The 12,381-nt window shown below is 67.7% G+C and carries 8 protein-coding genes and 2 rRNA genes; 4 read left to right on the forward strand and 6 right to left on the reverse strand.

The window, feature by feature from the left end; translation table 11 throughout:
- The first annotated feature begins 31 nt into the window (after window positions 1-31).
- Together O7597_RS04285 and sigJ are read left to right on the forward strand one after the other, a co-directional pair.
- The gene (locus tag O7597_RS04285) at window positions 32-472 is read left to right on the forward strand and encodes a carboxymuconolactone decarboxylase family protein (protein ID WP_281582077.1); all 441 of its coding nucleotides are present in this window, start codon (window positions 32-34) and stop codon (window positions 470-472) included.
- Window positions 469-1,347, forward strand: coding sequence for an RNA polymerase sigma factor SigJ (sigJ, locus tag O7597_RS04290; protein WP_281582078.1), 879 nt, complete (start codon window positions 469-471; stop codon window positions 1,345-1,347). Before O7597_RS04285 ends, sigJ begins: the two co-directional genes overlap by 4 nt.
- A 14-nt stretch (window positions 1,348-1,361) precedes the next feature.
- Here the strand turns inward: sigJ and ndk are convergent, their stop codons facing one another.
- Complete coding sequence (ndk, locus tag O7597_RS04295) at window positions 1,362-1,787, reverse strand: nucleoside-diphosphate kinase (protein WP_269737828.1); 426 nt, start codon at window positions 1,785-1,787, stop codon at window positions 1,362-1,364.
- Window positions 1,788-1,928: 141 nt separating this feature from the next.
- Between ndk and O7597_RS04300 the strand changes: the two genes are divergently transcribed.
- Window positions 1,929-3,413 (forward strand): VOC family protein, encoded by a 1,485-nt coding sequence (locus O7597_RS04300; protein ID WP_269737829.1) that lies wholly within the window; start codon window positions 1,929-1,931, stop codon window positions 3,411-3,413.
- Between the two features lie 48 nt (window positions 3,414-3,461).
- On the opposite strand, the gene O7597_RS04305 is transcribed toward O7597_RS04300, so the two are convergent.
- The 3 genes from O7597_RS04305 to O7597_RS04315 all read right to left on the reverse strand — a co-directional run bounded on the left by O7597_RS04305 (window position 3,462) and on the right by O7597_RS04315 (window position 7,896).
- A complete protein-coding gene (locus O7597_RS04305; RefSeq protein WP_281582079.1) occupies window positions 3,462-3,827 on the reverse strand; it encodes a DUF4233 domain-containing protein in 366 nt (121 codons plus the stop codon).
- Window positions 3,824-5,095, reverse strand: a complete 1,272-nt coding sequence (locus O7597_RS04310; protein ID WP_281583182.1) for a folylpolyglutamate synthase/dihydrofolate synthase family protein — start codon at window positions 5,093-5,095, stop codon at window positions 3,824-3,826. Before O7597_RS04310 ends, O7597_RS04305 begins: the two co-directional genes overlap by 4 nt.
- Before the next feature lie 182 nt (window positions 5,096-5,277).
- Window positions 5,278-7,896 carry a valine--tRNA ligase gene (locus O7597_RS04315; protein ID WP_281582080.1) on the reverse strand — a complete coding sequence of 873 codons (2,619 nt, stop codon included), beginning with the start codon at window positions 7,894-7,896 and terminating at the stop codon, window positions 5,278-5,280.
- 69 nt (window positions 7,897-7,965) lie between these two features.
- Here O7597_RS04315 and O7597_RS04320 point away from each other — a divergent pair, with 69 nt between their 5' ends.
- The gene (locus tag O7597_RS04320; RefSeq protein WP_281582081.1) at window positions 7,966-8,652 is read left to right on the forward strand and encodes a hypothetical protein; all 687 of its coding nucleotides are present in this window, start codon (window positions 7,966-7,968) and stop codon (window positions 8,650-8,652) included.
- 135 nt (window positions 8,653-8,787) lie between these two features.
- On the opposite strand, the gene rrf is transcribed toward O7597_RS04320, so the two are convergent.
- Window positions 8,788-8,904 (reverse strand): 5S ribosomal RNA (rrf, locus tag O7597_RS04325).
- A gap of 99 nt (window positions 8,905-9,003) precedes the next feature.
- A 23S ribosomal RNA gene (locus tag O7597_RS04330) occupies window positions 9,004-12,113 on the reverse strand.
- Window positions 12,114-12,381: the final 268 nt, after the last annotated feature.

Raw genomic sequence — 12,381 nt, forward strand, 5'->3', positions numbered from 1 at the left:
GGGTGTCAGACGAACTGTCGGGGAGGTTGTCATGCAGCGGATCAACGTGGCCGAGGTGGCGCCGGAGGCCTTCGGCGCCGTGCTGGGGCTGGAGAAGTACGTCCGGGCCAACGTCGAGCACACCGTGCTGGAACTGGTGAAACTGCGCGCGTCGATGCTGAACGGCTGCGCGTACTGCGTCGACATGCACAGCCGGGAGGCGCTCGGCGCCGGCGAGTCGAGCCGGCGACTGTTCGCGGTGGCCGCCTGGCGGGAGGCGCCCTTCTTCGACGAGCGGGAACGCGCCGCGCTCGCGTTGACCGACGCGGTCACGAAGCTGGGCGAGCACGGCGTACCCGACGACGTCTGGGACGCCGCGTCGAAGGTCTGGTCGGAGAAGGCCCTCGCCGACCTGGTTCTGGCCATTGCCACAATCAACGTGTGGAACCGGATCGCGGTGACCTTCCGCAACGATCTGCCGACGGACGTGTGAGTCCGGTCGACGCGGCGCAGGCGGCCGGTGCGCTCGACGCGCACCGGCCGATGCTGCTCGGGCTGGCCTACCGGTTACTGGGTAGCCGCCACGACGCCGAGGACGTCCTCCAGGAGGCGTACCTGCGCTGGGTGCGGGTCGACCGCGCCGAGGTGAGCGAGCCGCGACGCTACCTGTCCCGGGTGGTGACCCACCTGTCGATGGACCGGCTGCGGGCCCGGCAGGCCGCCCGCGAGACGTACGTCGGGTCGTGGTTGCCGGAGCCGGTGCCGACCGCGCCGTCGCCGTTCGGGCCGTTGGAGCGTGCCGAGCTGCGCGACTCGCTCTCCACCGCGCTGCTGCACCTGCTGGAACGGCTCACCCCGCCGGAGCGCGCCGTCTACGTGCTGCACACCGCCTTCGAGCTGCCCTACGCGGAGATCGCCGAGCTGCTGGACCGCTCCGCCGAGGACTGCCGTCAGTTGCACCACCGGGCGAGCGTGCGGATCGGGCGCGACAAGCGCCGGTTCACCGCCGACCGGGCCGAGCAGGAGCGGCTGCTGGAGGCGTTCGTCGCCGCCGCGACCGAGGGTGACCTGGCCGCGCTCACCGACCTGGTCGCCGCGGACGCGACCGCGTGGAGCGACGGCGGCGGTCGGGTACGGGCCGCCCGCAACCCGATCACCGGCGCCGACCGGGTGATCCGGTTCCTGCTGGGCATCCGGGCGAAGGGCTGGCCGCTCGCGGTGCGGCGCACGGAACTCAACGGCCAGCCGGCCGCCGTGGTGACCACCGCGGCCGGTGACGCGTACGCGGTCACCCTCGGCACGGCCGCCGGCCGGATCACCGACGTCTTCCTGGTGGCCAACCCGGACAAGCTGCCCTGGGCGGCCTGAGCCGACCTGCTGGCTCAGCCCAGCTCGGGGAACCAGAGCGCCAGCTCGCGCTTGGCGCTGTCGGCCGAGTCGGAGGCGTGCACCAGGTTCTCCCGGTTGGACAGGGACAGGTCACCACGGATGGTGCCGGCAGCGGCCTTTCGCCCGTCGGTGGCCCCGATCAGGCCCCGTACCACCTCGATCACCTGGTCGCCGGAGAGCACCAGAGCGACCAGCGGGCCACCGGTCATGAACGCCTTCAGCGGCGGGTAGAACGCCTTGTCGACGTGCTCGGCGTAGTGCTCGTCGGCCAGCGCGGCGTCCATCGTCCGGGACACCATGGCGTCGATCCGCAGCCCCTTGCGCTCGAACCGGGAGATGATCTCGCCCACCAGTCCTCGGCGCACCGCGTCGGGCTTGATCAGGACGAGCGTGCGGTCGTCCGGGCTGCTGCTGGACACGCTGGGTTCCTCCTCAGAGCGGAAGCCGGTCAGGCTGGGTACGGTCAGCCTAGCGACCCGGTCCCGGCGCCGGCGCGGTGGCCGGCCTTCCCCCGGCCCCCGATCCGGCCTAGCCTGGCCCTGACCCCCGGGAGGTCCACTGTGGCGAATGGTGGCGGCAACCGACCCATCGCACCGGTACGCAAGTTGATCGCCGCGGTGCTGGGCACCGTGGCCACCTTCGTCATCCTCTTCGGCCTGGGCATGACCAGCTGGGCGATCGTCGCGCTCGGTGTCGCCCTGCTCGCCCTGGCGATCGCGCTGGCCACCGTGCGCGGTGGCGGTCGCACCTGGGTCGTCGGCGCCGGCCACGTGCACAGCGCCTCCGAGCCACCGACCCAGTACGCGTTCGGTCGCTGCGAACTCCAACTGGTGATCGACGCTCCCGGGCTGCCACCCCGCTCGAAGAAGATCATCGAGCCGCGGGTTCCGGTGTCGAAGTGGCCGTCGCTGGGGCAGACCCTGCCGATCCGGGTGGCGTTGGACGACCCGCGACACGTCCGCGTGCTCTGGGACGAGGTGCTCACCCACACCGAGGCCGGCAGCACCGCCGACCTGCCCCCCGAGTTCGCCACGGCGCCGCCGGACGAGGTGCTGATCGGGCAGGAGGCGCCGCCCTGGGCCGGCCGGACGCCGGAGGACGACTTCCACGACCCCTCGGGCGAGCCACCCGACGGCCCGTTCGGTGGTCCGTCGGACAGCCGACCGCACGACGCCGTCGTCGAGACCGTCGAGCACGTGGAGCACCACGAGACGGTGCGGGTACGCCAGCGGCCGGGCCGGCCGGTCGTGCTGGAGGGGACCGTGGTGGAACGCTCCGACGAGCATCGGCTGCCCCGCCGTGCCACGCCCGCCCCACGGACACCGGCCGAGGAACGGTTCACCGAGCCACGACCGGCCGAGGAACCCCTCAGCACCGCGGCGACCTCCGCCGGGGACGAACCTGCCGACCAGGTGGCCGATCCGGGGGCCTCGGGGCGAGCCACGCAGCCGCCGACCGGCCCGGCCGCCGGCCTGACCGACCCGATGGATCCGCTCGACCCGCTCGACCTGCCGCTCGACGACCCGGAACCGGGTCCGGTGGTCACCGCGAACCGCCCGCCGGCAAGCGGCCACCCGCAGCCGGCTGCCGACCGGACGGGCGCGGTCGACGCGGGGGAACTGGACGAGGCGATCTTCGGCTTCGACCCGGACGCCGCCGACCTGGCGGCCCCGATCAGTGGGGTGGGCATCACCCTGCTGGTCACCGAGTTGTCCCGCTCCCTGGAGTTCTACCGGGACCGGCTCGGGTTCACCGAGGTCGACCGGGGTGCCGCCAACGCGGTGCTCTCCTCGGGGACGACCCGCCTGGTGCTCCGCGAGGTGACCGGGGCCCAGCCGATCAGTCGCCGGCTGGTCCACGTCAACCTGGACGTGGACGACATCCAGTCGGCGTACCAGCGGCTGCGCGAGTCCGGCGTCCGGTTCACCTACCCGCCCCGGGTGGTCAACCGTGGCAGCAAGCTGGAGGTGTGGGCGGCGGCGTTCCGCGACCCCGACGGGCACGGCATCGCGCTGACCCAGTGGCGGGAACTCGCCGAGGCGTGACCGAGTCCCCGGGGCCGCCGTGGTCTGACGCGCCCGCCCCGGTCGCCCTCAGCCCAGGATCACCCGACGCACGTGCAGCGCGTACGCCCACACCAGCGCGAACATCACGCCCAGCACGAACAGGGACCAGTGCAGCAGGCCGGACAGCAGCAGCAGTCCCTGCAACACGGTGCCGGCATGCCAGGCCCACGGCCGACGCATCATGCCGGCGAGCAAGGCGGCGACCACGGCCAGCGTCACGACCACGGCGATCGCCGCGCCACCGAGATCAGCACCGACCGCCCGGATCGGCTGGATCGCCAGCAGCAGCACCAGCGCCTCCAGGGCGAGCGCGGCCGCACCGAGCCCGCGTACCGCCCGCTGCGGATCGCGCAGGCCCGATCGGCGGGGCTGGCCGTCGCCGTCGCCGGTCATCGCTTCAGCAGCCGACGGGCATCGGCCACGGTCACCACGGAACCGGTGATGAGCACCCCGACGCCGGCCAGCTCGCCCGGCACGTCCTCCTCGGCCAGCGCCACCGCCGCCTCGATGGCGTCCGGCATCTCCTCGGCCACCTCGACCCGATCCGGGCCGAACACCTCCGCGGCCAGCGCCGCCAGCTCCTTCACCGGCAGCGCCCGGGGTGAGCTGTTCCGCGTCACCACGAGTTGGTCGACCACCGGCTCCAGCAGCTCCAACATGGCGGCGGCGTCCTTGTCGGCGAGGGTACCCACGACGGCGACCAGCTTGCTGAACGCGAACTCCTCCTGCAACGCGGTGACCGTCGCCGCCATGCCCTGCGGGTTGTGTGCCCCGTCGAGCAGGATCGTCGGCGCGGAACGCACCCGCTCCAACCGCCCCGGGGAGCTGGCGGCGGCGAAACCTTCCCGCACCGCCTCCACGTCGAGCTGCCGGCGGGCGCCCGCACCGAGGAACGCCTCGACGGCCGCCAGCGCCACCGCCGCGTTCTGCGCCTGGTGGGCACCGTGCAGCGGGACGAAGACCTCCTCGTACACCCCGCCCAGGCCTTGCAGGGTGAGCACCTGGCCACCGACCGCCACGGCTCGGCGCAGTACGCCGAACTCCGAGCCCTCCCGGGCCACGGTCGCGCCCACCTCCGCGCAGCGTTGCAGGATCGGCCGGGCGGCCTCCTCCTCCTGGGCGGCGCAGATCACCGTGGCACCGGGGTGGATGATGCCGGCCTTGGCCACCGCGATGTCCTGGAGCGTGTCACCGAGCCACTCGGTGTGGTCGAGCCCGACCGGGGTCAGGACGCACACCCCCGCCTGGATGACGTTCGTGGCGTCCTCGGCACCGCCGAGACCCACCTCGACCACGGCCACGTCCACCGGCGCGTCGGCGAAGGTGGCGAAGGCCAGCGCCGTGGTCATGTCGAAGTAGGTGAGCGGCTCGGCCGAACGGTCGTCGACCAGTTCGGCGAGCGGCTTCACCTCCTGGTACACGGCGGTGAACCGGGCCTCGTCCACCGGTTCGCCGTCGAGGCTGATCCGCTCCCGCACCGTTTCCAGATGCGGGCTGGTGTACCGCCCGGTGTGCAGCCCGAAGGCCCGCAACAGCGAGTCGATCATCCGGGCCGTGGAGGTCTTGCCGTTGGTCCCGGTCAGGTGGATCGACGGGTAGGCCCGCTGCGGGCTGCCCAGCAGATCCAGCAGGGACGAGATGCGGTCCAGCTCGAAGACCATCCGGGTGAAGCCGCGCCCGGCCAGCTCGGCCTCCACCTGCGCGAAGGCGGCCCGCTCCGCCCGGCCGGCGCGCTCACCGCCCGCACCAGCCCGGTCACCGGTACGGGCGCGGTCGGTCAGTTCGGTGGCTGCGGCATCCGCGCTTTCGGCACGGACAGGTGCGGTGCGGTCGACAGGGTCGGTCACGAGGAAAGCGCCTCCAGTGCGGCGTCGATGCGGGCCAGGTCGGCCTCGGCCACCGCCAACCGTTCGCGGATCTTGGAAACGACGTGCTCGGGGGCCTTACCGACGAACGCCGGGTTGCCCAGCTTCGCCCGGGCCTGTCCCGCCTCCTTCTCCGCCGCCGCGCGGTCCTTGGTCAACCGGGCCCGCTCGGCGGCAACGTCGATCGAGCCCCGGGTGTCCAACGCGACACTGACCTCGCCCGGCATGGCCAGCGTCGCACTGGCCTGGAAATCGTCGCCGGCCGGATCCAGGCGGGCCAGCGACCGGATCAACGGCTCGTGCGCCGACACACCGGCACCGGACAGCCCGTCCAGTCGGGCCGCGACCCGCTGGGTCGGGCGCAGACCCTGGTCGGAGCGGAACCGACGGACCTCGGTCACCACCCGTTGAAGGGTGGCCACCTCCGTCTCGGCCGCGTCGTCGACCAGCGCCCGGTCGGCCGTGGGCCAAGCCGCCGTCAGCACCGTCTCGCCGCCGGTGAGTGCCGTCCACAGCTCCTCCGTGACGAACGGGATCACCGGGTGCAGCAGCCGCAGCAGCTGGTCCAGCACGTGGCCGAGAACCCGGCGGCTGACCTCGGCCGGTTCGCCACCGCCGGCCAGCACCGGCTTGCTCAGCTCCACGTACCAGTCGCAGACGTCGTCCCAGGCGAAGTGGTACAGCAGGTCGCAGACCTTGGCGAACTCGTACGCCTCGAACTGCTCGTCGACCTCGGCGGTGACGTGGGCCAACCGGGACAGGATCCACCTGTCGATCGTCGACAACGTGTCGGCGGCCGGCATCGGACCGCTGGTGTGGGCACCGTTGATCAACGCGAACCGGGTGGCGTTCCAGAGCTTGTTGCAGAAGTTGCGCGAGCCCTGGCACCACTCCTCGCTGACCGGCACGTCACCGCCGGGGTTGGCGCCCCGGGCCAGGGTGAACCGGGTGGCGTCGGCGCCGTACCGGTCGATCCAGTCCAGCGGGTCGACCACGTTGCCGAACGACTTGGACATCTTCTTGCCGTGCTCGTCGCGGACCATCCCGTGCAGGGCGATCACGTCGAACGGCTGCCGGCCGTCCATCGCGTACAGGCCGAACATCATCATCCGGGCGACCCAGAAGAACAGGATGTCGTACCCGGTGACCAGCACGCTTGTCGGGTAGAACTTCGCCAGCTCCGGGGTCTGCTCCGGCCAGCCCAGCGTGGAGAACGGCCAGAGCCCGCTGGAGAACCAGGTGTCCAGCACGTCCTCGTCCTGGTGCCAGCCCGCACCGGTCGGTGGTTGTTCATCGGGGCCGACGCAGACCACCTCGCCGGCCGGGCCGTACCAGACCGGGATCCGGTGGCCCCACCAGAGCTGCCGGGAGATGCACCAGTCGTGCATGTTGTCGACCCAGGCGAAGTAGCGCTTGGCCAGCTCCGCCGGCTCGATGCGCACCCGGCCGTCGCGTACCGCGTCGCCGGCCGCCTTGGCCAGCGGCGAGGTGTTGACGAACCACTGCAACGACAGCCGAGGCTCGACGGTGGTGCGGCACCGGGAGCAGTGGCCGACGGCGTGCACGTACGGCCGCTTCTCGGCGACGACGCGTCCCTCGGCGCGCAGCGCGGCCACGATCGCCGGCCGGGCCTCGAACCGGTCCAGCCCTTCGAACGGGCCGGGCGCGGTGATCACCCCCCGCTCGTCCATGATCGTCAGGGTGGGCAGGTCGTGCCGCTGCCCGATCTCGAAGTCGTTCGGGTCGTGCGCCGGGGTCACCTTCACCATGCCGGTGCCGAACGACGGGTCCACGTGCGCGTCGCCCACGATCGGGATGCGCCGCCCGGTCAGCGGCAGGTCGACCTCGGTGCCGATCAGGTGGCGGTACCGCTCGTCGTCCGGATGCACGGCGACCGCCGTGTCACCGAGCATCGTCTCCGCCCGGGTGGTGGCCACCACCACCTCGTCGCTGTAGCGGATCGACACCAGTTCGCCGTCGTCGTCGGTGTGCTCGACCTCGATGTCGGACAGGGCGGTCAGGCAGCGCGGACACCAGTTGATGATCCGGTTCGCCCGGTAGATCAGGCCGTCGTCGTACAGCTTCTTGAACATCGTCTGGACGGCGCGGGACAGGCCCTCGTCCATGGTGAAGCGTTCCCGGTCCCAGTCGACCGAATCGCCGAGCCGGCGCATCTGGCCGAGGATCGCGCCGCCGGAGGAGGCCTTCCACTCCCACACCCGCTCGACGAACTTCTCCCGGCCCAGGTCGTGACGGGACAGCCCCTGCGCGGCGAGCTGCCGCTCGACCACGTTCTGGGTGGCGATGCCGGCATGGTCCATGCCCGGCAGCCAGAGCGCCTCGTAACCCTGCATCCGCTTGCGCCGCACCAGGGCGTCCTGCACGGTGTGGTCCAACGCGTGACCCATGTGCAGCGATCCGGTGACGTTCGGCGGCGGGATGACGATGGTGAAGGGCTCCCGGTCACTGTCCGCGGCGGCCCGGAATCGACCGTCGGCTACCCACTGCTCGTACCGCCGCTGCTCTACCTCACCCGGCTGGTACTGGCCGGCGAGGGTCGGGGCGTCGGGGCGTCGGGCATCCAGTCTCTCGGTCACCCTGAAAGTCTACGGAGCGCTTCGACGGACCCGACGTGCGCCACCTGTCGTTCGCGTACGGTGTCGGCTATGTCCGACGCACATCTCAGCGCCCGCCACCTCGACGAGGGCGGTTCGCCGGTCGACCTGACCGACGAGCCGATCGAGCTGGGCGACCGCGAGCCGGCAGCCGGCGCCGACCGGCCCGACGTACCCGCCCGGCGACGGCGCCTGACCGTGGTGGTGGTACTCGCGATCGTCGCACTGGTGGGTGTCGGCGCGCTGGGGTCGTGGGGATGGCGGATCGTCCAGCAGAAGGACGCCCGGCTCGCCCAGCCCGAGCAGGTCGCCGGGCTTCGGCTGGACAGCAGCGACCGGGCCGCCAGCACGGCCGACTACCTGCGCAGCGGGCTGGCCGCCGACATCGAGCTGGACAGCAGCTTCGGTGCGGTCTACCAGGATCCGGCCGATGCCCGGAGATCCGTACTGATCTTCGGGGGGACGACCCTGCTGTGGCAGCCGGAGCGGGATCTGGAGAGTCTGTTCGAGCTGATGGCCGACGAGACCGCAGCCGTTACCGGACTCCGCGGCGTGTCGCCTGGTCGGCTGGGCGGCGTGATGAAGTGTGGCAGCACCGGCGGCGAAGGCGGCGATTTCGCGGTCTGCGGCTGGGCCGACCACGGCAGCGTGGTGCTGGCGATGTTCCCCGGCCGTTCGGTCGACGAATCCGCCGGCCTGCTTCGGCAGCTCCGGGAAGGCATGCAGACCCGCGCCTGACCGCGCCCGATCCAGTTGCGGCGCTGCCGGTCGGCCTACCCGGACCTTGATCCGTCCCGGAACCGTGGCGCGCACCGCGATGCTCCTGAAACGCGTTCAGGGCCACCCTTGGTGGGTGGCCCTGAACGGAAGTGTGTCCGGCGGTGTCCTACTCTCCCACACCCTCCCGGGTGCAGTACCATCGGCGCTGGAGGGCTTAGCTTCCGGGTTCGGAATGTGACCGGGCGTTTCCCCTCCGCCATGACCGCCGTAACCTTATCAACATGTCAAACAACACCGTTCGCTGACACTATCGTGTCAGGGGTGTGTGTTTGTTTGTTGTGAGTTACACAGTGGACGCGAGCGATCGTTGTAGTCAAGTCCTCGGCCTATTAGTACCGGTCAACTGAACCCGTTACCGGGCTTACATTTCCGGCCTATCAACCCAGTCGTCTAGCTGGGGGCCTTACCCACCCGAAGGTGGTGGGATACCTCATCTTGAAGCAGGCTTCCCGCTTAGATGCTTTCAGCGGTTATCCCTTCCGAACGTAGCTAACCAGCCGTGCCCCTGGCGGGACAACTGGCACACCAGAGGTTCGTCCGTCCCGGTCCTCTCGTACTAGGGACAGCCCTTCTCAAGTATCCTACGCGCACGGCGGATAGGGACCGAACTGTCTCACGACGTTCTAAACCCAGCTCGCGTACCGCTTTAATGGGCGAACAGCCCAACCCTTGGGACCTGCTACAGCCCCAGGATGCGACGAGCCGACATCGAGGTGCCAAACCATCCCGTCGATATGGACTCTTGGGGAAGATCAGCCTGTTATCCCCGGGGTACCTTTTATCCGTTGAGCGACACCGCTTCCACACGCAAGTGCCGGATCACTAGTCCCGACTTTCGTCCCTGCTCGACCCGTCAGTCTCACAGTCAAGCTCCCTTGTGCACTTGCACTCAACACCTGATTGCCAACCAGGCTGAGGGAACCTTTGGGCGCCTCCGTTACCCTTTAGGAGGCAACCGCCCCAGTTAAACTACCCACCAGACACTGTCCCTGAACCGGATAACGGTCCGAAGTTAGATACCCGAATCAACCAGAGTGGTATTTCAAGATTGCCTCCACCCATACTGGCGTATGAGCTTCACCGGCTCCCACCTATCCTACACAAGCCGACTCAAATACCAATGTCAAGCTATAGTAAAGGTCCCGGGGTCTTTCCGTCCTGCCGCGCGTAACGAGCATCTTTACTCGTACTGCAATTTCGCCGGGCCTGTGGTTGAGACAGTGGGGAAGTCGTTACGCCATTCGTGCAGGTCGGAACTTACCCGACAAGGAATTTCGCTACCTTAGGATGGTTATAGTTACCACCGCCGTTTACTGGCGCTTAAGTTCTCCGCTTCGCCCCGAAGAGCTAACAGGTCCCCTTAACGTTCCAGCACCGGGCAGGCGTCAGTCCATATACATCGAATTACTTCTTCGCATGGACCTGTGTTTTTAGTAAACAGTCGCTTCCCCCTGCTCTCTGCGGCCATACAACGCTCCACCCGCGCGGGGCTTCACGTCTCCGGCCCCCCTTCTCCCTAAGTTACGGGGGCAATTTGCCGAGTTCCTTAACCACAGTTCGCCCGATCGCCTCGGTATTCTCTACCTGACCACCTGTGTCGGTTTGGGGTACGGGCCGCTCGAAACTCGCTAGAGGCTTTTCTCGGCAGCATAGGATCACTGACTTCACCTGAATCGGCTCGGCATCACGTCTCAACCTTCATGCACCACGGATTTGCCTATGATGCGGTCTACACGCTTACCCCGGCACAACCACCGGCCGGGCTCAGCTACCTTCCTGCGTCACCCCATCGCTTGACTACTACCCGCCAGGTTCCCACGCTCCCCAACCTCGACCCGAAGGTCTCGGCTGGTTCGGGTGGTTAGCACAACGAGGTTCGTCAGGGACGCTCCTTCGCGGGTACGGGAATATCAACCCGTTGTCCATCGACTACGCCTCTCGGCCTCGCCTTAGGTCCCGACTCACCCAGGGCGGATTAACCTGGCCCTGGAACCCTTGGTCATCCGGCGGAAGGGTTTCTCACCCTTCTTTCGCTACTCATGCCTGCATTCTCACTCGTGCCGCGTCCACAACTCGATCACTCGGCTGCTTCACCCCCGGCACGACGCTCCCCTACCCACCCACACACCTGCACACCACCCCGAAGAGTGATGCGAAGTCATTGTGTGAGTGCCACAGCTTCGGCGGTGTGCTTGAGCCCCGCTACATTGTCGGCGCGGAACCACTTGACCAGTGAGCTATTACGCACTCTTTAAAGGGTGGCTGCTTCTAAGCCAACCTCCTGGTTGTCTATGCGACCCCACATCCTTTTCCACTTAGCACACGCTTAGGGGCCTTAGCTGGTGATCTGGGCTGTTTCCCTCTCGACTACGAAGCTTATCCCCCGCAGTCTCACTGCCGCGCTCTCACTTACCGGCATTCGGAGTTTGGCTGATTTCGGTAAGCTTGTAGGCCCCCTAGACCATCCAGTGCTCTACCTCCGGCAAGAAACACACGACGCTGCACCTAAATGCATTTCGGGGAGAACCAGCTATCACGGAGTTTGATTGGCCTTTCACCCCTAACCACAGGTCATCCCCCAACTTTTCAACGTTGGTGGGTTCGGCCCTCCACACGGTCTTACCCGCGCTTCAGCCTGCCCATGGCTAGATCACTCCGCTTCGGGTCTAGAACATGCGACTCAAACGCCCTCTTCAGACTCGCTTTCGCTACGGCTCCCCCACACGGGTTAACCTCGCCACATGCCACTAACTCGCAGGCTCATTCTTCAAAAGGCACGCCGTCACCCCGCAAGGCTCCGACGGATTGTAGGCGAACGGTTTCAGGTACTATTTCACTCCCCTCCCGGGGTACTTTTCACCATTCCCTCACGGTACTCGTCCGCTATCGGTCACCAGGAAGTATTTAGGCTTACCAGGTGGTCCTGGCAGATTCACGGCAGATTTCAGGAGTCCGCCGCTACTCGGGAACACCCACAGAAGACCAGCTGCTTTAACCTACCGGACTATCACCGTCTACGGTCAGCCTTTCCAGACCATTCAGCTAACAACTGGCTTTATCACTCCTCACACGAGTGTCAGCTCGTGTAGCAGGGTCCCACAACCCCGACCACGCAACCCCTGACAGGTATCACACGCAACCGGTTTAGCCTCAATCCGCTTTCGCTCGCCACTACTCACGGAATCACTATTGTTTTCTCTTCCTACGGGTACTGAGATGTTTCACTTCCCCGCGTTCCCTCCACACACCCTATGAGTTCAGGTGCAGGTGACATCACATGACTGATGCCGGGTTACCCCATTCGGACACCCTGGGATCACAGCTCGGTTGACAGCTCCCCCAGGCCTATCGCGGCCTCCCACGTCCTTCATCGGCTCCTGGTGCCAAGGCATCCACCGTCCGCCCTTGACAACTTGACCACAAAGATGCTCGCGTCCACTGTGCAATTCTCAACAAACAACCAACCCACAACCCACAAGCCCCACACCAGACCCGACCACCGCCGGCGGTATGCGAGACCAGGCCATGCCTGGCGCCTGACAAACCCCACCAAGGATCCGTCCACGGCTCTGAAAGACCAACCACACGGGTTGTTCCTTCAGGACCCAACAGGGTGCTCTACGCCAACCACCAGCCGCACCGAAAACCCGTTCCCACCACCAACAGTGGCTGTACTAAGAGAAAATT

The sequence above is a fragment of the Verrucosispora sp. WMMC514 genome (genome assembly GCF_027497295.1).
Taxonomy (GTDB): domain Bacteria; phylum Actinomycetota; class Actinomycetes; order Mycobacteriales; family Micromonosporaceae; genus Micromonospora; species Micromonospora palythoicola.

Excerpts from the sequence above, each read along its gene's own strand:
- O7597_RS04285 (WP_281582077.1), top strand. The coding sequence starts at position 32 with ATGCAGCGGATCAACGTGGCCGAGGTGGCGCCGGAGGCCTTCGGCGCC.
- O7597_RS04305 (WP_281582079.1), bottom strand. The coding sequence starts at position 3,827 with ATGACCGGCGACGGCGACGGCCAGCCCCGCCGATCGGGCCTGCGCGAT.
- O7597_RS04310 (WP_281583182.1), bottom strand. The coding sequence starts at position 5,095 with ATGGTCTTCGAGCTGGACCGCATCTCGTCCCTGCTGGATCTGCTGGGC.
- O7597_RS04320 (WP_281582081.1), top strand. The coding sequence starts at position 7,966 with ATGTCCGACGCACATCTCAGCGCCCGCCACCTCGACGAGGGCGGTTCG.